Origin of the sequence: Bacillus niameyensis, from assembly GCF_001375535.1 — a bacterium.
In the GTDB taxonomy this organism is placed as follows: domain Bacteria; phylum Bacillota; class Bacilli; order Bacillales; family Bacillaceae_C; genus Lederbergia; species Lederbergia niameyensis.
The window spans coordinates 3,302,726-3,325,906 of the sequence record NZ_LN831197.1 but is presented as its reverse complement, the minus strand read 5'-3'; the positions used below and the strand labels follow the sequence as shown (position 1 = coordinate 3,325,906).

Annotated in this window: 17 protein-coding genes; 1 reads left to right on the top strand and 16 read right to left on the bottom strand. The window is 37.3% G+C overall.

The window, feature by feature from the left end; genetic code table 11:
* Positions 1 to 2 precede the first annotated feature (2 nt).
* A complete protein-coding gene (locus BN1243_RS15610; protein ID WP_084782389.1) occupies positions 3 to 1,280 on the top strand; it encodes a YjiH family protein in 1,278 nt (425 codons plus the stop codon).
* An 18-nt stretch (positions 1,281 to 1,298) separates the two neighbouring features.
* Here BN1243_RS15610 and recQ read toward each other — a convergent pair whose 3' ends face one another.
* From recQ to BN1243_RS15530, 16 genes are all read right to left on the bottom strand, one after another.
* Positions 1,299 to 3,434 carry a DNA helicase RecQ gene (gene recQ, locus BN1243_RS15605; protein ID WP_062108299.1) on the bottom strand — a complete coding sequence of 712 codons (2,136 nt, stop codon included), beginning with the start codon at positions 3,432 to 3,434 and terminating at the stop codon, positions 1,299 to 1,301.
* 216 nt (positions 3,435 to 3,650) lie between these two features.
* The gene (locus BN1243_RS15600) at positions 3,651 to 4,238 is read right to left on the bottom strand and encodes a CalY family protein (protein WP_062108297.1); all 588 of its coding nucleotides are present in this window, start codon (positions 4,236 to 4,238) and stop codon (positions 3,651 to 3,653) included.
* Positions 4,239 to 4,329: 91 nt separating this feature from the next.
* Positions 4,330 to 5,922 carry a M60 family metallopeptidase gene (locus BN1243_RS15595; protein ID WP_062108295.1) on the bottom strand — a complete coding sequence of 531 codons (1,593 nt, stop codon included), beginning with the start codon at positions 5,920 to 5,922 and terminating at the stop codon, positions 4,330 to 4,332.
* A 115-nt stretch (positions 5,923 to 6,037) separates the two neighbouring features.
* Positions 6,038 to 6,601, bottom strand: coding sequence for a signal peptidase I SipW (gene sipW, locus BN1243_RS15590; RefSeq protein WP_062108293.1), 564 nt, complete (start codon positions 6,599 to 6,601; stop codon positions 6,038 to 6,040).
* The gene (locus tag BN1243_RS15585) at positions 6,598 to 7,119 is read right to left on the bottom strand and encodes a hypothetical protein (RefSeq protein ID WP_062108291.1); all 522 of its coding nucleotides are present in this window, start codon (positions 7,117 to 7,119) and stop codon (positions 6,598 to 6,600) included. Before BN1243_RS15585 ends, sipW begins: the two co-directional genes overlap by 4 nt.
* A 914-nt stretch (positions 7,120 to 8,033) precedes the next feature.
* On the bottom strand, positions 8,034 to 8,984 hold the full coding sequence (locus BN1243_RS15580) for an L-threonine 3-dehydrogenase (protein ID WP_062108289.1): 951 nt from the start codon (positions 8,982 to 8,984) through the stop codon (positions 8,034 to 8,036).
* Between the two features lie 79 nt (positions 8,985 to 9,063).
* A complete protein-coding gene (locus BN1243_RS15575) occupies positions 9,064 to 10,254 on the bottom strand; it encodes a glycine C-acetyltransferase (protein WP_062108287.1) in 1,191 nt (396 codons plus the stop codon).
* 295 nt (positions 10,255 to 10,549) lie between these two features.
* A complete protein-coding gene (locus BN1243_RS15570; RefSeq protein WP_062108285.1) occupies positions 10,550 to 11,212 on the bottom strand; it encodes a YesL family protein in 663 nt (220 codons plus the stop codon).
* 69 nt (positions 11,213 to 11,281) lie between these two features.
* Positions 11,282 to 12,886, bottom strand: coding sequence for an extracellular solute-binding protein (locus tag BN1243_RS15565; RefSeq protein ID WP_062108283.1), 1,605 nt, complete (start codon positions 12,884 to 12,886; stop codon positions 11,282 to 11,284).
* 14 nt (positions 12,887 to 12,900) lie between these two features.
* Positions 12,901 to 13,782 (bottom strand): carbohydrate ABC transporter permease, encoded by an 882-nt coding sequence (locus BN1243_RS15560; protein ID WP_062108280.1) that lies wholly within the window; start codon positions 13,780 to 13,782, stop codon positions 12,901 to 12,903.
* A gap of 12 nt (positions 13,783 to 13,794) precedes the next feature.
* On the bottom strand, positions 13,795 to 14,730 hold the full coding sequence (locus tag BN1243_RS15555; RefSeq protein WP_230200332.1) for an ABC transporter permease: 936 nt from the start codon (positions 14,728 to 14,730) through the stop codon (positions 13,795 to 13,797).
* Positions 14,731 to 15,270: 540 nt separating this feature from the next.
* On the bottom strand, positions 15,271 to 16,497 hold the full coding sequence (locus tag BN1243_RS15550) for a M60 family metallopeptidase (protein ID WP_062108279.1): 1,227 nt from the start codon (positions 16,495 to 16,497) through the stop codon (positions 15,271 to 15,273).
* Between the two features lie 194 nt (positions 16,498 to 16,691).
* Complete coding sequence (locus tag BN1243_RS15545; protein WP_062108278.1) at positions 16,692 to 18,032, bottom strand: ABC transporter substrate-binding protein; 1,341 nt, start codon at positions 18,030 to 18,032, stop codon at positions 16,692 to 16,694.
* 630 nt (positions 18,033 to 18,662) lie between these two features.
* The gene (locus BN1243_RS15540) at positions 18,663 to 19,814 is read right to left on the bottom strand and encodes a Gfo/Idh/MocA family protein (protein ID WP_062108276.1); all 1,152 of its coding nucleotides are present in this window, start codon (positions 19,812 to 19,814) and stop codon (positions 18,663 to 18,665) included.
* A 326-nt stretch (positions 19,815 to 20,140) separates the two neighbouring features.
* Positions 20,141 to 21,172 carry a LacI family DNA-binding transcriptional regulator gene (locus BN1243_RS15535; RefSeq protein WP_062108273.1) on the bottom strand — a complete coding sequence of 344 codons (1,032 nt, stop codon included), beginning with the start codon at positions 21,170 to 21,172 and terminating at the stop codon, positions 20,141 to 20,143.
* Between the two features lie 193 nt (positions 21,173 to 21,365).
* Positions 21,366 to 23,015 carry a DUF4091 domain-containing protein gene (locus BN1243_RS15530; protein WP_062108272.1) on the bottom strand — a complete coding sequence of 550 codons (1,650 nt, stop codon included), beginning with the start codon at positions 23,013 to 23,015 and terminating at the stop codon, positions 21,366 to 21,368.
* Positions 23,016 to 23,181 lie beyond the last annotated feature (166 nt).

The window sequence follows — 23,181 nt, the reverse complement described above, 5'->3', positions numbered from 1 at the left end:
TTATGATTCCTATTCCTTCAAAAGAAGGCATTACAATCCCGATTGCAGTATTATCAGATCTAATCCAAGATTTGATCGGTCCTGCTATACCATTGATTATGGTAGTCATTATCGTTGTTGCTTTCCTAGGCACGCTACTAGCCAAAGTAGCAAAGCCTGCATTTATTAAAGAGTCACCGTTTTTCACAACCTTATTTGATATTCATCCGGTTTGGGTGGTTGCCAGATTTCTAGCCGCAGTCTTTGCAATTTTAGTTTATTTTCAAATTGGTCCGGAAGCCATTTGGTCAGAGAATACGGGTGGAACTTTATTATTTGATTTATTACCAACTTTATTTGCAGTTTTCCTTTTTGCTGGATTACTATTACCACTTTTACTCAATTTCGGTTTACTTGAACTATTTGGTTCTTTAATGACAAAATTCATGCGTCCTATTTTTAAATTACCTGGTCGTTCCTCTATTGACGCTCTTGCTTCTTGGCTAGGTGATGGAACAATTGGTGTCCTGCTAACAAGCAAGCAATACGAAGAAGGTCATTATACAAAACGAGAAGCTGCCATTATTGGGACAACCTTTTCTGTCGTTTCGATTACATTCAGCATTGTTGTTCTGAAACAGGTTGGATTAATGGATTACTTCGTTCCCTATTATTTCAGTATTACTCTTTCCGGTGTAATAGCAGCGATCATTTTGCCAAGAATTTGGCCACTATCGAAGAAACCTGATACATTCGTTGACGGAACAGCCAATGATGCAGCAAGAGAACTTGTTCCGAATGGATATACAAGCTTAGAGTATGGGTTAGAACAGGCACAATTGCAAGCACAAAAAAGCAATAGCATAAAGAAATTTTTCATGGATGGCAGTAAAAATATTCTAGACATGTGGATCGGTGTTACTCCGGTTGTTATGTCCTTAGGTACGTTAGCATTAATTATTGCTGAATATACGCCTGTTTTTCAATGGCTAGGAGTTCCGTTTATTCCACTTCTTGAATTATTAGGCATTCCAGAAGCTCAAGCTGCTTCACAAACATTGGTTGTTGGTTTTGCCGACATGTTTCTTCCTTCTATTTTAGCTGAAGGAATTGAATCCGATATGACACGATTCATTATTGCCAGTGTCTCTGTCACTCAGTTAATCTATATGTCTGAAGTGGGTGGACTGTTGATCGGCTCGAAAATTCCGGTTGGCATGAAAGACTTAATTATTATCTTCCTTTTACGGACAATTATTACTTTGCCGATCATTACGTTGATTGCCCATTTTATATTTTAAAAAGTCGGGGACTATTTATTAGATAGTCCCCGTTTTGCTTTTATGCAAATAAGCGCGAATCATGAAAAAGCTAATCTCTTGTGGAAGTAACTCCTTGATTGGTGTCAACCTTGTCGATTCCGCTTCCTCAACAGCCTTAGCAATGAGTGGATCGAATTCGTCAGGAATGAATGATTGCCAATTAATCGCCATTCCCTCCTCATCACATTTTACAATATGATTTTCTACCGTTCGCACCGACATTCCACGCTCCACTGCAATTCCTTCAATGTCCATTCCTTTTTGTAACATTTGATATGTTACATGGTGACTAGCTTCTTTTGAGCTTTTTGCTGGAGCTTTTCTTTCCGGATGAACAACGATATTTACCTTTCTTTCAATCCCTTTTTCTTCACAATAAGCGTTAATAAGAGATAGAAACTCAGTACCGTATGCCTCAAGCTTTCTTTCTCCAATACCTTTTACTTGTAAAAGTTCTTGTTCACTACGTGGTAATAATCCACTCATTTCCCTTAAAGTTACATCCGAGAAAATAATATACGGAGGTACTTTTTCTTTTTCCGCAATCCCTCTCCGTAATTCCCGCAGTCTCTCAAATAACTCGTTATCCTCAACAATTTGAGAAATTCGAACATTTTCCTTCTTATATACTTGACTAGTATTCCGTAAAACATCTGCTGCCTTTTCTGTCAGCATTAACACTGGATATTGTCCATCTGTTGGTTGTAAATATCCTTCTGCTGTCAAAAAGTCAATGAATTCATTAACAGCTTTTTGCGTCCTTTCTTTCATAATTCCATATGTTGAAAGCTGATCAAATCCAAAGCTTCTAATTTTCTGATCAGATGAACCCGTTAGTACCTTCGTAACCATTGTTTTTCCAAAGCGTTCCTTCATTCTTCTAATACAAGAGAGAACCATCTGAGCTTCAACTGTCACATCGACCTGTCCACGATCATCTATACAGTTTCCACATTTTCCGCATTTTGGAGGGTTAGCTTCACCGAAATACTCTAATACGTATTGTTGCAAACAGGCTTCTGTATGACCATAGGCGACCATTTTTCTTAGTTTTGCATATTCATTTTCCTTGCGACTTTCATCCATATCCGATTGCTCAATTAAAAAAGATTGGATATGTGAATCTTGAGGGGCAAATAGCAAAATACAAGCACTTTCCTCTCCATCTCTACCAGCCCTACCAGCTTCTTGATAATAAGCTTCCATATTGCGAGGAATTTGGTAGTGAATAACGAAACGCACATTGGATTTATTAATTCCCATTCCAAAAGCATTGGTTGCAACCATTACAGTTAAATCATCATATAAAAAGCGTTCCTGCTGTTCATTTCTTTTACCTTCCGACATTCCTGCATGATATTTCCCAACTAGAACACCTCTCCGATCCAGTAAGTTATGAATCCTGTCAACTTCTTTCCTTGTTGCCGCATAAATGATTCCAGCTTGACTTTTATTTTTGCCTATATAATCTAGTAAAAAGCGATCACGATCCTGACCTTTTACAACTTGAAAATGGAGATTTTCTCGTTCAAACCCAGTCTTGACTGTGTTCTCCTCTTGAATATGTAACAGCTCGCAAATATCTTGCTGAACTTGAGGTGTGGCAGTCGCAGTCAGTGCAAGAACAACAGGTTTGGGTCGAATACCACCAATTAAATTTCGTATTTGCATGTAACTTGGGCGGAAGTCATGTCCCCATTGGGAAATACAGTGAGCTTCATCAATAGCAAGGCAGGAAATATGTATTCCTTCAAGCATTCTTCTAAATGATGGAACTTCGAGTCTTTCCGGAGCAATATAGATAAGTTTATATTCACCGTTATAAACATCTGAGAGCCGTTCCGAAATTTCGTCATTGGAAAGTGAACTATTGATGAATGTTGAGGGAATTCCTGCCTTTTCAAGCGCATCGACCTGATCTTTCATTAAGGAGATAAGAGGAGAAATGACGATCGTTACACCTGGAAACAGCATGGCTGGAATTTGGTAGCAAATTGATTTTCCTCCACCTGTAGGCATAATGGCAAGTGTATCTTTTCTGTCCATTACTTTGCTTATAATATCCTCCTGCCCTTTCCGAAACTTGTTGTAACCGAAATGGGTATGGAGAAGACTTCTTGCTTTCGTTAGCAATGAGAAAACCTCCAATTGATATAGATAAGAATATTATAGCAAAGTGTTTGGTGCTTTTTCATGAAACTATCCTTTACTTTTTCAAAACAAAAAGCTGTCTATTTTGGAAGACAGCTTTTGTTATAATTCAATTACCCCCACTCCCCTAGTAAAGAATCCACACTTCCCTCTAAAAGATTATATGCATATATCACTCTTTTTATTATCACACTAGAATTATCTTTGCTCGCCAGCTGCTTGCTGTGCATTGAATGTCCAAGTAAGATTGAGAGAATCACCTTGGAATTGATTTTGATCTTCACCATTATCTATAAAGTTAAATTTTACAATCAGATCATGAGAAGTTCCTACTGGTAGACCCTGATCTCCTAATTCTGGATAAAAGATATTTTGATTGACAGCTTCTGGAGTCATATCCTTCAATTCTGCTAATGTTGTTTCAAAAATAACTTCATCAAAATTATCCATATTATATAAAAATTCAACTTGGATATGCTCAGCAAAATCTTCCGTATTATCGCTTTCAGCGTCGACTACAGTGTAATCAGTTTCGAGCAAAACTTTGCTAATATCCAAAGTACCGTTATTCGTAAGTTCAAAATCGCGAATAAAAGAATCACCAGGTTTAATATTATCTACATCAATAATTTGTGTTGGAGCAACTGCCAGATCGATCGTTCCAGCTGCGAATGTGTTATTTGTTTCTACGCTATCGCTAAAATAAGCGTATGTTCCTCCACCAAGCAGTGTAACCCCAAGTACTGCAGACATTAGACCCATGCTAAGTTGTTTTTTAATATTCATTCCTTTTTCCTCCCCTAGTATATTGTGAACATCTCAGCCAAAAATTCGTGAGATGTTGTCACCGATTTAATTTTTTTTATAAAATCTAATGTTATTCTTTAATACTATTTTCAATTAACAACCTAGCTTGACTATGCAAAATATCGTGAACCTTCTCGGAAATCAAATCGCTTTCTTTCTGTTGATTAAGTAATAATTGGAAGCTTTCCGTATGCTTCACAACTTTTGCATACTCTCCTATTTCTTCATAATGTTTAATCGCATTTAAGTGGAGATTGTAAGTGCGATAGACATCAGCCGGTATTTCTCCTTGATAGGCCACGAGTGTTTCAAAAATGGATGAGGCCTTAATATCAAAAGGTTTAATTGTATTGTTACTATCCGTATTCCACCATATAGGTGCGTTTAACTCTGGCAACCCTAAACTATTAATATCCTGCCTTGTATCTTCATTAATGGTCAGACCCCATTTCTCAAAAAATGAAATTAAGTTCTGCCCTGCTGCTTTTGAAGACCAGTACATGATTCTTTGCAATTTTTCCTCGTCATTCCTTGGCAATTCATTAGCTGGTGTTTCTCGAACCATTTTGTAAATAGCAGGATGGAAGTTTTCCCCGTAAGCTAAATCTAACTGCCAAAGCATGACAAGCTTCTCCCAGACATCTAAACTAGCAAAATCTTTAGTTGGACTATCCAAATATTGAAAAACTCTTTCATATATATTATCTGCTTCTAATCGCGAAGGTTGCCCAAAATGTTTTTGTACAGTAAGACTGAAGACATTATTAGTTACTTCTCCAAACATTCCTGGAGTCGTCGCGGATTGTTGATGAACATGACCAAGTTCATGCCACGGTCCCCAGCCATCATTTATAAATTTATTAACATCTAATACATATTGCATAGCATCTGTTATATAAGCAGTATGGTTATACCATGCGTACATCCAGTATCCTGATTCTTGTGTTTGACGGAAATGGTAACGAAATTCTGTTGTACGATGTAATGGGTTTGGATCGTTTTCAGACAACCCAGATACCCTTGCTTCGATTTCAACTGCCTCATCATGCGCTTTTAATAATTCTTCGGGATTGGAAACTAAATCCACAAAATTCATGGAAGAGGTAATCATGACTTTATCGGATACTAACTCAAACGCCGGGGCATTTGAATATTGATCCAACATTACTTGCCATTCTGTGATTGATGTTTTGCCGAGTTCGAAAGTAGGAAGCGGATTGGCTCCTGTAATTGCCGCTTGCGCAGGTGTAGCCGTTTTTCCACTTTGATTAATGAGATAAAGAATACCGCCTGCATCAGCAGTAATTTCATTAATGCCTGGCTGTAGTTCTATCCCATCCAATATTCCTTCCCTGTATTGATTTAAAACAGGGGGTGAAATGACGAGTCGTGGTTTAACAACTTGATCATGTTCATTCAAATTAACTGTAATTTTCTGACCCTTATTGACGTATAATCCCGTTGGTAAATAATAAGAAGGGCCAAAGGTTACTTTAAGTCGATCCCGTTCATCCTCAATTTTCCCGTGTTGAGCTAAAGTAATAGTTTTACTAATCGACTCGGCTGCTTGGGAAATACTTGCTCCCGGAAATAGTGACACCAAAAGGACGGAAAGGAAAAAAATACTTGTGAAAGCCCTTCTTACAGAAACCTTTTTTCTCATGCTTATCTCCTTTTCAAAGTGGTTTTTCACGAACTGACTTCAAGTAACTTTCCTCTAAAAACAGGTGAAACTATACCATTGAATCTACCCCTTCCTTGGTTAATACCTTTATTATCTATTCTTCATGAATAGGAGTTCTCTTCGGTGGTTCAATGGATTGTATCGCACGCCAAATCGTCCAAATAGCATGTCCAAGAAATAAAATTCCTGGAATGATCAAAACTAGTAGCGCACCTTGTTTTGTATTAATAAATTGAAGGGCATAACCGACAAACGGAATGGTAAGTCCCTTATACTTTCCAACAATATTTTGGGCAAGTACTGGCTCTACATCAGGTGCATTGTTATTATCACCCTGGGTTATGTACTGTTGGCCATTGTCTTTGATCTCTATGATTCTATGAGTAATTAAAATATTATCTTTTGTTTTAAAGGTAATGACGTCCCCCTCTTTCAAGCTTGTCCTATCATCAGTTAATTGAATGGCAATAATCGATCCTGTCTGGATAGCTGGTTCCATCGAACCGGAAAGAACTGATTTTAACTGGTAACCAAACAAACTCGGTTCTCCTCCTGCTGCTCTAGAAGCAATGACTACAAAGACTATACTGATCAATAGCAAAAATAAGATCGTTGAAATAATTCGATTTATCCACGTAAGAATCATCTTTCTTTTCATGATTCATGATCACTCCGATTGTTTTGATCTTTAATTGGGGACTTCGTATCATCTAACTCTAAGTTCTCCTTTTCAGAAGGAGTGCTATTATCATTATCGAAATTAGCAGTTTCGTTTAAGTCGTTGCCTGATTCTACAAGCTTTTTCTCTTCTTGAATTTCATTCTCCTCGTTAGGCATTTCTTCTACTTCGTCCATTTCATGCTCTTCTTCAATACTATTATCGCTACTAGTTTCTATTTCACCATCATCCTTTTTCTGCTCTATTTCACCGCCTTCATCCAAAGTTTGGTCGTTGCTATCTGAAATACCATCAGAAGGTTCTACATCTTCCTCTACAAAATTGTCTGCTGATAGACTTCCCTCTATGACTACTACATCTTGAAAGGATGCACCTGTCGGAGAAGTCAGTTGTGAGATAATAAGGATAGTTAAATAAAAGAATGCAAGAAAATTGATGGCGTAGCCTTTTCTTAGCTTGTACACTTTTTTCTCTCTTTTCGTATTCCAATCCCTCATTCCACTCTCTCCTTTCAGCCCGACTGTACTGCCATGAAATTCTCTGTCTATCTGTACTATTGGCAATAAGAACTTGTCTATTTGCCCTTTTATTTTTCAATCAAAAATACCGAGATTACTCTCTTTAAACCAATTATGTATAATTGCATATTCATTCTTTTTGTCGGAACAATTAATTGTTAATAGAAAGATCTATAACCCCGCTTCAATCCCCTTACTTTAATTAAATTGGATATAAGACAAATTGGATTTTCTCTACTTGCAGTTGTGGATAGCTTTCTTCTTGGTGGTGGTAATTATGTTGGTGATAACTAGACCCACTTAATTAAGAATTGTTTCGATACATAATAAGTAAGTCTCTGGGCGCGGTAAATACTTGCGATTGATGGAAGTTATTTATTAAACAATTTGCTCTCTGCAGATTCAGTTCCGCTTCATGGAAATCGTTTACATTTACTAGGTGATATGATGTCACTACCAGTTGGAAAAATAGATAATTTATTACGGACCTCTTTTTTTAATAAATATATTAAATACTGTATAAAAGATATCGGAATATTTGTAAAAGTGCAATACATATAAGGTAAAATGGTAGAATGTAATTAGGAAAAATCTTAGTTATAGATAAAAAGTAGCGAGGAAATTCTATATCATAGGGACTTTTAGCTGATCCCTAACTAAGAGATTAGTAGCGTTAAACCTTAGTAATGAGGAAGCCCTAACCGGGTCTAGAAATATTGAAATCCAATATAACACATATCTAGATATATCTAATTTTGATGACTTCCACTTTCTGCACGACTATGCTCTCATGGTAGTTTGAAAACTACCATGAGAGAGTAGTGATAACAACCATGACCATTAAGATTACAAATATGTACTGTCTCATATAGTGGTGAGACAGCCCCTAATGATCACACTTGAACTTTCCTACTAATTTTCTCTAGCATATCTGTTGTCATCTTTTTTAAATCATATTTAGCAGTAAAGCCCCAATCTCGTTGCGCTGCAGAAGGATCTATCGAATTCGGCCAACTATCGGCAATTGCCTGGCGACCAGGATCTACAGTATATTCCAACTTAAACTTAGGGATATGCTTCCTAATCTCATTCCCAATTTCCTCAGGATCAAAGCTCATAGCTGTGATATTATAAGCATTTCGATTTTTTAACTTAGCTGGGTCTGCTTCCATCAGTTGGACAACAGCTTCTAATGCATCAGGCATATACATCATATCCATATATGTTCCTTTATCAATAAATGAAGAATAATAACCTTTTTCAATCGCGCTATAGTAAATTTCAACCGCATAATCTGTCGTACCGCCTCCTGGGGGGGCAACGTAAGAAATCAATCCAGGGAAACGAACGCTCCGCGTATCAACTCCAAATTTATTAAAATAATAATCACATAATAGTTCTCCAGCTACCTTATTCACTCCATACATAGATGTCGGCCTTTGAATTGTTACCTGTGGCGTTTGATCTTTTGGTGTAGAGGGTCCGAATGCACCAATGGAACTTGGTGTAAATAATTTTAATCCTAGTTCCTTTGAGACCTCCAATGCATTAACTAATCCGCCCATATTTAAATTCCAAGCAGCTAGTGGCTTCTTCTCAGCTACTGCCGACAACATAGCTGCTAAATGCATGATCGTATCGACCTCATATTTTTTAGCTAGCTTTAACATACTGTCGCCATCCACTACATCTAAGATTTCAAATGGACCCGATAGAACAGCGGCAGACTCATTTCTGCGAATATCCGTAGCGATGACATTATTATTTCCATATAAAGCACGTAGTTTCGTGACCAACTCTGATCCAATTTGGCCAAGGGCACCGGTGATTAAAATTTTCTTCATAACTAAATCCCCCTGTAAAAAACAGCTTCCTTAATAAATAAACTCTTAAAAACCTTATTCATTACATACCAATATTTGATTAAATAACTCCCATTTCCTTACCAACTTTTTCATAGATCGCAATCGCTTGATCGAGCATTTCTTTTGTATGGGCTGCAGTAGGCATATTACGCACACGCCCTGTACCTTTAGGGACTGTTGGAAATACAATCGATTTCGCATAAACACCTTCTTCGTACAAGCGTTTACTAAATGCTTGCGTTGTCTTTTCATCCCCAATAATACAAGGTGTAATTGGTGTTTCACTATGACCGATGTTAAAACCAAGGTCCTTTAATCCCTTTTTCAAATAGTCGCCATTCTCCCACAAGCGTTCATTTAACTCATTGCTCTCCATTAAAATTTCAATGGCTTTAGTTGCAGCAGCAGCGTCTGCAGGAGTAACAGCAGTCGAAAACAAGAAAGGGCGTGAGCGAACTTTAAGCCAATCAATCAAATCTTTCTTGCCGGCAACATATCCTCCGACTACACCAATTGCCTTCGATAACGTTCCAATTTGGAAATCGACCTTCTCTTGTAGACCAAAATGTTTAACTGTCCCAGCCCCATTTCCAAGCACACCAGAACCATGTGCATCGTCTACATAGGTAATAAGATCAAACTCTTCCGCTATTTCAATGATCTCCGGTAATTTGGCTATATCGCCATCCATAGAGAATACTCCATCTGTAATGACCATAATTTTATTGTATTGACCTGACTCTTTCGCTGCTTTCGCTTTAGCTCGTAAGTCATCCATATCTGAATGATTAAAACGGATAATTTTTGCTCTCGATAATCGACAACCATCAATAATTGACGCATGATTTAATTCATCGGATAAAATCGCATCATTCTTATCCATCACCCCTGAAATCGCTGCCATATTACAGTTAAACCCTGATTGGTAAGAAATTGCTGCCTCTGTACCTTTAAACTCCGCCAATCTTTCCTCAAGCTTAACATGAAGCTCCAATGTACCATTGATCGTTCTAACGGCTCCAGCTCCAGCTCCCCAGTCTTTGACAGCTTCGATCGCTACTTCCTTCAAGCGTTCGTCTGTAGCAAGCCCCAAGTAATTATTAGAAGATAAATTAATCAGTTCTTTCCTATTTAATTGAATAACTGGTCCATTTGGACCTTCTACAACATCAATTTCGTTATACAATCCTTGATCATGTAATACCTGTAAATTTTCCGATAAAAACTGCTCTAATGTTTTACTGGACATTCCAATCCCTCCGTATCGTAATTAGTTCCTGTTGATTCAAAAAACACAACTGTACATTTCAGGTGAACAATAATGCCTTTAAAATCCCTTATTAACAATAATATAACACATTAACAAAAAAATGTGCATATATAACGGACATTTTTCTTTTTTTAAAAGATAAAAAACACTCATAAGAGCTAACAATAAGTTTGTTAACATTTATGAGTGTCTACTAGTTCCTCACTAGAATAATTCGAGGAGAATATCGAATTGAAAGTGTGAAACGAAAAATGTTCTTTTTCATTTCCTTTATTCAATAATTAATAGATTCATGCTTACTATTAGCAGCCATCGATCCGTTCATCTTCTTCTCAAATCTTTTAAATACATGCAAAGATAGCCATATAATAAAAAATGCTGGTGAACTTATACTAAAGAATGGAATAAGACCTGGAATTAATAAGAATAACCTGTAAAATCCATATAAACCTAAAGCAGTAACAAATGTATGAATCGGAAAAGAAATCCCCATTAACAAAGATAAAGAGAGATATTGTACTACCTTTAGATCATAATGCACATAAATTGGAAAAAGATGAATTAGGAGAACTAAAAATAAAATATTAAGGATAAATAGCCCTATCAATAAATACAAGGTAAAAGAGGAATCTGTCATTCTGACTAGGGAATAGTTAATATATAGTAAATATCCGATTATAAACAATATAAGCCCTAATAGATTTGCCTTAAAAAATTCCTTGCGAAAAGACATCCAATAAAATTTAAATAACTTGAAATTAACATCTTGGTTCATTTGCCATTTTCTTATTACTGAAAATAAAGCAACCGTTGCCGGAATAACTCCAAATACACCCAAGCCAATGATCGAAAAGAAAATCCATAATATTTGGATCCATGCTAGCCTCATGATGAACTCGGAAACATAGTATATTCTGCCGCCTAACTTTTCCTTCATTAAATATTCACCTACATTATGTATCGCCATACGGAAGGCCTAAACGTCCGTATGGCGTCTTTTCAATTTTTATTGATTCATCATACGTTCGTATGCATCTTGATTAATTTTCATATAGCGATCCAATCCCATTTTATTGATGGTGTCAACATAACTATCCCATTTATCAAAAGACTCTTTTCCAGCAACGAAATTAGCAGTCATTTCATCAACATAAGTATGAATATCATTTTGTAAGGCGGTTAACTGGTCACTTTCTTCTTCGTTATAGTTAAATCGTGGCCAAATATCATCTTGATCAATGGCGTATGGCAATGCCTTCTCAGCTTTTGCTCTTGTATTCGGTTTTGATTCTGCACCTTTGAAATAATCCTCCCGAACAAAACCCGGGTAATTTCCTCCTGGCCACATTAAATACAAGCTGATTGCCTGATCCAAATTAATTCCATCAGGGTGATTGGTGATTTCCTCCGTATAAACTACTTCACCATCCTTTTCTTCATAAGTGATCCCTTCAAAGCCCATGAAGAACATTTTTACGCCTTCATCACCAAAGAAGTGATCCATCCATCTTACAGAAGCTTCTGGATGCTTATTTTTATCCGTAATCATAAACTGCCCAACTGTTCCTAAAGGAGAACTTAGTGGAAGAAGTCTCCCTCCAGGTCCTTCTAACACTTGTGCTCCAACATAATTTTTCAAACCCCATAATGTTTCAGGATCTACAGAATGAATAAATCCATAATGCCCTTCTCCAGCTTTTGCATAAAATTCTTGCTGAGTGATTGTAAATACTTCTGGATCAATCAATCCTTCTGAGTACAACTTATTAAGGAACTGCAACAATTCTTTGTAATCATCAGAAGTTGGGATAAATCTTAATTCATCCGTACCTGGCTTCAAATCCAAGTGAACATTTGCTGTACCATTACTATTCAAGCCGTATGCCCCTCTTAAATAATTCACCATCCCACCGATCCCAATAGAGGACCATGGAACTGAATCAGGAATTTCCTCTTTAAAAGCCTTTAATACCTTATAAAATTCATCCGTTGTAGTCGGCTCTTGCAACCCTAAAGTATCTAGCCACTCTTGGTTCATCCAAGGTGTACCGCCAATCCGAAGCCCTAAAAATTCTGGGTCATAGAAAACCGGAAATGAGTATATATTTCCATCCCCCATTGTAATTCCTTGCTCAATAATTGGATATTTCTCCATTAATGCTTTAAAGTTAGGAGCGTATTTGTCAATTAAATCATTCAACGGTTGAAAGATACCTTGTTCTCCATACTTTAAAACATCTGTTGGACCCATTGCAGTTGCAAACATGATTTCTGGATATTCTTTACTTGTCATCATCAGATTACGTCTTTCTGCAAGTTGGCCATTTTGAACAGTTTCCCAATTGATCTTAATATTGGTCATCTTTTCATATTCTGTAAAGAGCATCAAATCGTTCCACTCCTGTGATGCGATAAACTTTCCTCCAAAACCGCTCAATTCAATTTTTTCATTTACAATTGGCATCCCGGATGCATTAAAATTTTCTGAAGGTTCCTTTTGTCCATCTGTTCCTTCCGTTGACGCTCCTTCATTAGAAGAACAACCCGCTAGGACTGCCGAAATCATAAACAATAATGAAAGAATCAATGAGAGATACTTAACCTTTTTCAACTGACTTCCCCCTTTTAACCTTTAATAGATCCAATCATAATTCCCTTAACAAAATAACGTTGTAAAAACGGATATAAGATTAACATCGGAATCGCAGATACAATGAGAACAGCATATTTTAATCCTTCAACGCTTAGTTGTTGTTTGATGAGTGTTTCTTCCGTCCCTTGAATCAGGTCGTCAGTCTGGCCTTGGATGAGTATTTCTCTTAGGATTAATTGAAGAGGAAAATTATCGCGACTCTGTAGATAAATCAATGCTTGAAAATAAGAGTTCCAATGCCCTACAGCATAGAACAACACCATAACGGCAATAACGGGTAGTGACAGCGGCAGAACAATTTTTAGCAAGATTCCCATATTGCCGCACCCATCCAACATCGCTGACTCCCTAAGTTCTTCGGGAATAGTAGATTGAAAGAATGTCCTCATAATAATGATATTCCATACGGCTACTGCATTTGGAATAACCATTACCCAAAGTGTATCGATCATTCCTAAACTTTGAATGAGCAAGTAAGTTGGGATTAGACCGCCGCTAAAAAACATCGTAAAAACGAACATCGCCATTATTAAATTTCTTCCACGAAAGTCTTTTCTAGATAGTGGATAGGCCGCCATAATCGTAAGTACTACATTAATAGTCGTTCCAATGATTGTATATTTGAAAGTATTATAAAATCCGTTGAGAATCCCTTTATTTTCAAATACTTTTACATATGACTCCAGAGTAAATTCCTTTGGCCAAAGCCACATCTCGCCTTTTAGTACAAGAGCAGGATTACTTAAGGAGGCGCTTAATACAAAAATCAATGGATATAAGACTAATAATAAAATAATGGTTAGAAAGATATAATTCGCTACGTTGAATACTTTATCCGCTTTCGTATCAAACATTTGCATCGCCTCCTACCATAAGCTTGTCTCACTAACCTTTTTAGAGAAATAGTTGACCATTACAAGCATTGTAAAGTTGATTAAAGAGTTAAATAATCCAATTGCGGCAGAAAAGCTATATTGCGCTTCCAATATTCCGCTTCGGTAAACGAAAGTGGAAATGACGTCGGATGACACCATATTTAATGTGTTTTGCATTAAATAAATTTTTTCAAACCCGACTGCCATGACAGAGCCGGCATTTAAGATAAAGAGAATGACAATTGTTGGTAAAATAGATGGGATATTGATATGCCAAATTCTTTGCAGTCTTGAAGCACCGTCGAGCATCGCCGATTCATGTAACTGATAGTCAACGCCAGTTAAAGCAGCGAGATATATAATCGAACTCCACCCCATCGTCTGCCAAACATCAGAAAAAACATAAATCGTTTTAAACCAAGCAGGCTCACTTATGAAATCAACTGGAGTTCCACCTATTAAAGTAACGATCTGGTTAATCATCCCATCTGGTTTTAAAAAGAGCATCAGCATCCCTACGACAACAACAGTCGATAGAAAGTGAGGAGCATAAATAATCGTTTGCACCGTTCTTTTAAATTTTGATACCCGCACTTCATTTAGCATAAGTGCTATTAAGATAGGAATTGGGAACGCTACCAATAATGTGTATATTCCAATTCCAAATGTATTCTTAATCAACCTCCAAAAGAAATAACTGTCAAAAAAACGTTGAAAATGCTTAGCCCCTACCCACTCACTTCCCCAGATCCCCTTTGTCGCAACAAAATCCTTAAAGGCGATTTGGATCCCATACATTGGGAAGTAGTGGAAAATTAGAAAATAAAGAATAACTGGTGATATTAATAAGTATAGATCCCAGTTTTTTAAAATCCCCTTCCATTGGGACCCCTTTGGCTTCTTTAACGATAAATGTTTTGCTGAAATTTCAGGCTCATGAATGCTCTTTGTATTCTCTGCACTCAAATTATCACCCCCTGATTTTGTAAATACATCTTCGTTCTGAAACTTACATGTCTTCTTAAGAAATCCCATAATACTTGTTTTTCATCAGACCATACCTAGGTTTTGGCTATTCCATTTCTCTGGCCTGCATTGCTCATTTCCATTTTTCGCTTTTACACTATTCCTTTAAAGAAATTCGATAATCATCACTCCTTTCACATGATTTGTTTACATCCATCCCTATAAGCATTCTTTTTTCCTATGTATATCCAAACGTTATCCAAGTATGCAAATAAAAATATTACTCACTAGACTTTATGAATATTGATTTATAGTTCTATCAACCTACTTGACAGCGTTTACATTCCGAAAATTCAGGGTGCATTAAGTAGAATATAACTTTGTTAGTTGTTAGATGTCAATATGTTTGTAATTTTTAAATTATTACTTCACCAAACCTTAATGAAAAATAAGAACTTCCTTACCATTTGGAATAAGGAAGTATGTTACAGCCGTATGAAACTATTGATCGTCTCTTAACTTCCAAACTTCCTGATTGAGTTCCATCAGATCTAATTCAAGGATTTGCTGTTTAATTTCTTCTGTAGGAGTAAGGCCCCATTTTGCAAAAACAGGCATAAGATTCTGTTTTGCAGCCTTTGAAGTCCAGAGTATAATTTTTTGGAGCCTTTCTTCATCTGTTTTAGGAATTTCACTTATAGGCGTTTCACGAATCATTCTAAAAATCGAAGGATAATACGATCTTCCATATGCAAGTTCTAATTGCCAAAGCATTACGAGCTTCTCCCAAACATCCAGATTAGCAAAATCCTTCTGTTCAGATTCTAAGTACGCAAAAGCTTTATCATAAACACCGTCCACCTCTAAACGAGAATTACCGCCAAAGTACCTTTGGACAGTAAGACTAAATAAATTTACTGTTACCTCTACGAACATATCTGGCGTCCAGGCTGTTTGCTGGTGAACATGTCCGAGTTCGTGCCAAGGGCCCCAACCGTCATTCTTAAATTTATTAACATCCAAAATAAAAGGCATCCCCTCTTCGGAGTAGGCAGTATGATTAAAGTAAGCGTACATATAATAACCTGGCTCTTTTGTTTGTCTAAAATGATAGCGGAATTTTGTTGGTTGATGAATCTCCTCATCATCTAAGGATAAACCAGATAACTGAGCTTGAAGTTCAACTACTTTATCGTGGGCTTCCAAAATATTGGTTGGATCTGGGACTAACTCTGCAAAATTCATTCCAGCCGTAATCATGACCTTGCTTGTTAGCAGTTCAAACACAGGAGCATCTGCACAATTTTTTAATTGTTCTTCCCATTCAGATACAGTTGTTTTACCTAATTCAAACGTTGGAAAACTACGCCCCCCACTAATCGTGACTTTTGCTGGAAGTTCAGTTGGTGTACTTTCATTAATAAAATATAGGATCCCGCCTTCAGGTGCTTCGATTTCATTTTCTCCTACTTTAAGCTCTGTTCCTTCGTTTGCTGCAATTTTATATTCCGTTAATATGGCTGGTGAAATAACAATTCGTGGTAAAAGCGTTTGATCCGTTTCATGGAGAACGACTTGAAACTTTTCACCTTTCTTTATAAAGCATCCGGTCGGTTGATAATAAGATGGCCCAAAAGAAACGCGCAGTCGTTCCCGTTCCGCTGCCAAAGTACCATGTTGTTCTAATTCAATTGTCTTTTGTAAAAGTTGAGTGGATTCTGATGTCAATTCTTTCATCCTTTCAAAACTAATATAGTATTATTGGAGTTTCCAAGGTTATCATGTTCTCAAAGGTCAAGAAGGTATTGACAGACAATACCTTCCCCTTTATTGCTTCAGCTTAGGCAAACGCATGTGTAAGCCCTATTATCCTAGTTCTTTTCTTTAGCAGTTTTTATTGCCGCATCAGCCTCTTCATACATTCATTGAGCACCCATAGCTTCTTTTATTTTCCCATCGGATTCTTCAGCTAATTCTCTTAGGACTGTAACAACGTCCATATTTTCTTCCCTGATTTTCCTTTCAGCTTCCCCGATATCAACGTATTGATCCCAATTGCTTTGTCTGCCTTCATACTCAGCCGATTCACCAAAGAAATAAGCCTCGATATTTTTCCCCTCATATGAAGGAACTTCGGACGCATAATTTTCAAGTATTTCAGAATCTATTAAAGGTGTTTGGAGCATCATTGATTTAGCCATTCCTATTTGTATTTCTGGGTCCATATAAGTCATCAATACTTCAAAGGCCTCATCTTTATGTTCACTATAATTAGCAATAACCATAGGCCATGCATTTTTAGCAGGTGTAGCAGTTGGTAGATCTGACCATACCGGAATCGGAGCTAAATCAAACTGTTCGATTTCTTCTGGATCAGGGTTTCCAAATCCCCAAGAAAAAAAGTTATTTGAAGCAATGAACATAGCGACTGTTTGGTCTTCCGCAAAACTTGGAAGTTCGGGATCCTTCATACCAGGAATATTCATCCATTGTTCATATAAATCTAGATATCTCTTAAACGCTTGATTTTTTTCCAATAACACTTCCCCTGTGTCAGGGTCTGTTTTCCGGGGAGCAAATTGCGCTAGAGCAACACCTATTCCTCCTCCAAGTCCAATGTATTGAGTTTCTCCTTGTTTCACCGTCATTTCTCTCGCCAAATCTAGCATCTCATCCCAAGTCATCGGCACTTTAGGATCTGGATATTCTTTACCGAGAGCATCAAAAACATCTTTATTATAATAAAGTCCAAAAAACGATCCTCCGTCAGGAAAGCCAGCAACTTTCCCTTCATCATCCAACGACCGCATAAATGAAAGTAGTGAAGGATCAAATCGATTTAAATCAAAACCATGCTTTTCAGCTAAGTCGTCAAGTGGATATCCAAGTTTTAATTCCTTAATAGGTGGATAATCACCAACTATAATGTCGGGTTGTATATCCTCCGCAAACATTTCTTGTAAGGCTTCTGATGTTCCTCCATACGGAACATATTCAAGATCAATATGTTCTAATTTTTCATCCGTTGTACCGAATCTTGCATCAAACCATTCTTCACTTAGCGGAAATGCTATCTTAATGGTTACCTTTTCCCTTTCGCCATCACCAACGTCTGTGTTAGTAGCTGTATCATTGCCTTTGTCATTATCGTTTTGGTCAGCATTGCCGCCAACATCTTCTGTTCCTTTTGAACATGCTGTAAATATTAATAATAATCCAATTAAAATAATAAATACCAAACTGCGTTTTTTTCGACTAATCATCTAATAATCCCCCAATCATTTAAAGTTTAGTTAAGCGTTACAACTAGATTTGTTCATATTTTTTGAGTAGGTCAATTTTTCCAATCACCCCCTAAAAGCGCTATTCCAAAATAGATTAAAGAACCGATTCAAATACATTCATCTGCGGATAACAAAACTCCTAATGTTTTAAAAATACTTTATCAAGGGATAACAATCAGTGATGTGATGGTATAACCAGTAGGGCGAATATTTTGAATAATTTAGATGTAGAGGCCTTATCCATTGCGGATTAGACGCATTCATCTTTCTGTCTGTTATTGAATCATGCTCCGAATTATCTATTAGGTGGGTTGCCCAGGACTGAGCTTATTTAAAACGAGGACACTTCTTGATGTTTATGCAAGGAGAAAATAATACGTCCTTTAAAAGTTTCGTTAGTGCATAGAATGTTTTTTGCAGACTTACTTGCCTAATAGTGCCCGAGACTATGACCGCTATTAGCACAATACCTTTCGATCAGTCGACCTTCAATATTGTTGGGTTCAAGTATACCGCCAACGGCTCCTCCACATCTCTTGTCTATATAATGTGTAGGCTTTCATCAACGGTATACTTCACCTAGTTTCCGAAAAACTCCTTACTTTATGTTTATATATTAGTTACTGTGGACTCTTGACTAATATCTATAACCTTTCCACCCGCTCTAATGGACTCAGTCGCGGCACAACCAACTGCTACACTCATTCTTCCAGCACTTGGGCTTGTCAACGGCTGCTTATTATAGAGAACTAGATTGATAAAGTCACGACATATTTTCGGATCAGCACCGCCATGTCCACCTGTTGTCTTTTTCATCTCATAAACAACATCGCTATTTTCCTGCCATGAATTGGATTTTCTTGTCTTTACATAGATCTTTCCATCCAATTCCGAGTTCTCCATACGCCCTTTCGTTCCGATAAAGACATAGTTTCGTTGGTAGTCTGGTGTAAAGTGGCATTGTAGATAGGATGCTTTAATTCCTCCCTCTAACTCCATCAGAACCATATTATTATCTTCTACGTCAATCTCTTCACGGAATGCACATTCAATCAACGTATGAGGACTATAATCTGGACACGTATCTTTCAAATCACATTCTGGACAGGTAAGACTATTAGGCTTGTCTCCACCATAATAATCAAGACTACCAAAAGCGGTTACTTTCTTTGTATACTGACCCGTTAGCCAATGGATGACATCAATATCATGTGATCCTTTTTGAAGCAGAAGGGAAGTGGTATTCTTTGAATTCCCATGCCAGTCATGATAGTAGAAATAGCCTCCATAACCAACAAAATGTCGAACCCAGACAGCTTTTAGATCTCCTAATACGCCTGAATCAATGATCCCTTTCATCGTTTGATACATGTTCATATAGCGCATGTTAAAGCCAACCATTAAATGCTTGCCTGTCCTTTCGGCTGTTTCAATAATTCGGTCACAGCCCTCTACCGTAATAGCTAATGGCTTTTCACAGTAAACATGCTTTCCGGCCTCAAGTGCAGCAATAGCATGCTCCTCGTGTAAATGGTCCGGCGAAGTTATGGCAACAGCATCAATATCTTCTAGTTTCAAAAGTTCACGATAATCCGTTGTTGCAAAAACATCTGGATTAATATTCTCTTTGAATTTCTCTAAGCGTTCCTCTGAAATATCTGCAACACCTACAACAACAGATTCACCATTTGGATCATGCCAGTGTTTAGCGATTCCACTTCTTAAACCAGCACCAATAATACCCATTCTTACCTTTTTCACAATTTTCCCCTCCAAAAATGGAATATAACAGTATATTCTCCAAAATCAATCCAAACGTTGCCAAAAAAATACATATTAAATAGTAAAAGCGATGAAAAGTTTAAAGATAGTTTTCCAGAGTTATTGAAATGTATGAGAAAAAGAATAACCCATTCATCATAGTTAAAGGAAAACACTTGATAACGTTTTCATCAAATTTACATATAAGATATCACCCATAGTAGAGGCTGTCAATGGGTTTTTACCCTAAAACCAGAATATTGCTTATTATTCTAGTTTTAGGGAATATTCAACTGTCTTTTTCTTAAGCCAAACGTTTTCCTAAATTAGCAGGATTCACGAATTATTAACTCAAAGGGTAATAAAATTTTGATAGGAATATCGAGTCTTTTTTCAACCATATCAATAACTGTCTTTGCCGCTATTTCTCCCATTTCATATTTAGGAATATTCATTGAGGTAAGGGGTGGCGTTGAGTATTTTGCCATTTCAATATTATCAAAGCCAATAAACGCCATATCATTGGGAATTTTAAGGCCATGTTCATATACTGCCCGCATTGCTGCAATAGCCATTAGGTCACTTGCGCAAAACATAGCAGTCGGCAATACTTCCTGCTTTAAAATTTGCTGCATTCCTAAATAGCTATGTTCAATACTCCAGAATGTATTAATTACCCAATCCTCTTGAAAGTTAATGCCAGTCTCTTCTAACGCTAACCTATATCCCTGAAATCTTTTTTCAAGGGAGAGATTTTCGTTTCTTTCCCCTATACCACCACCGATAAATCCAATTTGTGTATGACCAGCATTAATTAAATGGCCTACAGCTTTTTTGGCTGCTGCAATTCGATCAAAATCGACAACTGTAATCGACTCTTCCGTATATGAATAGTCTATTCCTACAACAGGGATATATTGCTGAATAAACTCGACCAAATCCTGATCAAGTTTATCGAGAAGGATTAAACCTTCGATCCCTGATTCATGGAGTATTTCTAGAAGTCTCGAGTCTTCATCCAAATCATCTTTATTAATATTAACTAAAGTATATTCCAATTGGCTGATCGTATCGCTAATCCCAGAATAAATACTAGAGTAGTAGGGATTCATTTCAGCAGTTTTTGGATTGGCCACCCATCCAATTTTCATCGTTCTTTTTTTGTACTCATCTAGATCCTTACCTGTTACCAAACTTCTAGCATTTAGATTAGGAACATAACCTAATTCCTTAACAGCATCCCATACTTTTTTTCTCGTATCAGGATGCACACTCCTACTTCTATCATTTTTAATTACGCGAGAAACAGTTGAAATAGAAACCCCAACATGCTCTGCAATGTCTTTTAGTCTCACCATAGCATTCCCTCAAATCGCAGTGACAACGCTTGCACATATATTTTAAATAAAATGATACCCCCTTTTTATTGACTGTGTCAATATTTTGAAATCTTGGTTCCTTCTCAATTTGAATAGAAAAGATCCGAATTAAGCTTCTATGAGTGACAAACAAGGCAGCTACCATCTAAATAGCTGCCTTACAAGGAAAGGTTTATACAGACTCTGCGACTAGTGCTTTTTCAATCTCCCTATTTACTTCTTCCCTCATATTGAAGATATAGCCACTTTCCTTCGGGTATTCAGAGAATGTGATTTCCCCTTTTTTCTCAATTAATTCTAATACAAATTGTTTCCCTTTCAATTCCTCCAACCATTGCAATGCTCTTAGATCTTGCATAGCTTGAAAGAACACTCTTGAACGAATGGAAGGTAATGCCTCTCCATTTTTCCCAGGGTATACAAGAAATGCGTCGCCAGACGGGAATGCTTTCTTCGCATCTGTAACTTCATAAGGATTGATCGGTTCGATCGAATATTGACTATTGTAAAAGTTGTATCCCCACTGTAAAAATCCTTCAATGTCGAATTTGAATAGCTGAGTTGCGATAATCCGGTTCCTGGCAGACGGCATGGCCATGAAACGATTGCTGACTCCGACATTTTGCGAGCAGCAATAATAAGCCCATAAGCCAGGTACTTTATGATCTAAGAACGGTTGGATATGATTCGTTGCCACTACAGGCTTTTGAACAATCCCTCTTTCATAGAAGGAATAATTACTTAAAGCATCCATGATTTTGAATCCTTCAAGGTATGGTGCTGCGATTGACTTAGCTTTTGAATACGTTTCGAGATTTCCTTCGTATGGCTCATCGGAAATATGGAAATAAACATTTTCTTGCTGCCAGTTTTCTTGCAAAAAGTCTGTTAAAGCTGGTAGAAACGCCTGCAAGAATTCCTGGTATTCAACACTGTCTGATGCCACATGCCAGCCAAACCTTTTAGTTAGCTGACCATCTTCCTTCACAAGAATCTTTGGTGTAAATGCAGCTCCCCATTGGGTAAAGAGATGGGCGATTTCTAAGTATTTTATATCGTGGCGTCCACAAATTTCCAGCCATCTTTTTAATTGAGAAAAGTCAAAAGTGTATTGGCCATTTTCTAGGGAAATATCAACAAGCTGAACAGTTGTCCGCTCTCCTCCCACTTGGGTATCAAGAGGTTGTGTAAAGACCGGTGTCAGAATCATATTGATTCCATTTTCGCTAGCTGTTTTAATGAAGTTTTCTACAATTCGCCAATGTTCTTCTGAGAACGCTTCTATTTGATAATAATCTGCTAAACAATCAGCATGGAACCATTCTGTACGGATGAGCTTTTGCTCAGGCAGTGAGCCGTGAATAATGCGGATGTTGACCGTTCCTTCGTAAAGATCCTCACCTTTTTCATCTAAAACTTTAATGGTAATGGCCTTTTCTCCGGAAATTTGACTGTCAGGCTTTACATCCAGCCAAATAGCATTCCAACCATCTGTCTCTAATTCTACTTTTCCATCTATAACTGGTTCGAGAAAATCGGGATATAATCCTGGTTCCGTAGATAAGTAGTTTTCATCATGTCGATCTGGATAGGCAGGTAAATCTGAAGGGACCTTTTTAACCTTGCTTACAGATACTAGGATTGAATCATCTGCTACAATCCGAATTTGGACAGAATTTTCCCCTTCGGATCGGTAGGCAAGTTGAAAAGAAAATTGCTCGTTTTGAAAAAGGGTTGGTTCTTTTAAAGAAAATTCCTTTGGCGAATTATCTGGAAATACTTTTTCTAATGAATCCGCTAGTTGAAATTCAATTTTGCTCATCCTTTTCTCCTCCATAATCTTTTAACGTTTTGTCGCTGAATAGGCGCTTACGCTTTTCTTGTCTAGCTCCAGCGCCTAGCGGCTAGCGAACTTTCAGCTTCTTCCTACGATAAGTCAACATCAGTTCGCCTAGCGGCTCACTGTGTTTCCTTTATCTCAGGCCAAC

Excerpts from the sequence above, each read along its gene's own strand:
- sipW (WP_062108293.1), bottom strand. The coding sequence starts at position 6,601 with ATGAAAAGAAAGATGATTCTTACGTGGATAAATCGAATTATTTCAACG.
- BN1243_RS15560 (WP_062108280.1), bottom strand. The coding sequence starts at position 13,782 with ATGTTTGATACGAAAGCGGATAAAGTATTCAACGTAGCGAATTATATC.
- BN1243_RS15595 (WP_062108295.1), bottom strand. The coding sequence starts at position 5,922 with ATGAGAAAAAAGGTTTCTGTAAGAAGGGCTTTCACAAGTATTTTTTTC.
- BN1243_RS15545 (WP_062108278.1), bottom strand. The coding sequence starts at position 18,032 with ATGATTAGTCGAAAAAAACGCAGTTTGGTATTTATTATTTTAATTGGA.
- BN1243_RS15575 (WP_062108287.1), bottom strand. The coding sequence starts at position 10,254 with ATGTCCAGTAAAACATTAGAGCAGTTTTTATCGGAAAATTTACAGGTA.
- BN1243_RS15535 (WP_062108273.1), bottom strand. The coding sequence starts at position 21,172 with ATGGTGAGACTAAAAGACATTGCAGAGCATGTTGGGGTTTCTATTTCA.
- BN1243_RS15600 (WP_062108297.1), bottom strand. The coding sequence starts at position 4,238 with ATGAATATTAAAAAACAACTTAGCATGGGTCTAATGTCTGCAGTACTT.
- BN1243_RS15610 (WP_084782389.1), top strand. The coding sequence starts at position 3 with ATGATTCCTATTCCTTCAAAAGAAGGCATTACAATCCCGATTGCAGTA.
- BN1243_RS15570 (WP_062108285.1), bottom strand. The coding sequence starts at position 11,212 with ATGAAGGAAAAGTTAGGCGGCAGAATATACTATGTTTCCGAGTTCATC.
- BN1243_RS15585 (WP_062108291.1), bottom strand. The coding sequence starts at position 7,119 with ATGAGGGATTGGAATACGAAAAGAGAGAAAAAAGTGTACAAGCTAAGA.
- BN1243_RS15530 (WP_062108272.1), bottom strand. The coding sequence starts at position 23,015 with ATGAGCAAAATTGAATTTCAACTAGCGGATTCATTAGAAAAAGTATTT.
- BN1243_RS15580 (WP_062108289.1), bottom strand. The coding sequence starts at position 8,984 with ATGAAGAAAATTTTAATCACCGGTGCCCTTGGCCAAATTGGATCAGAG.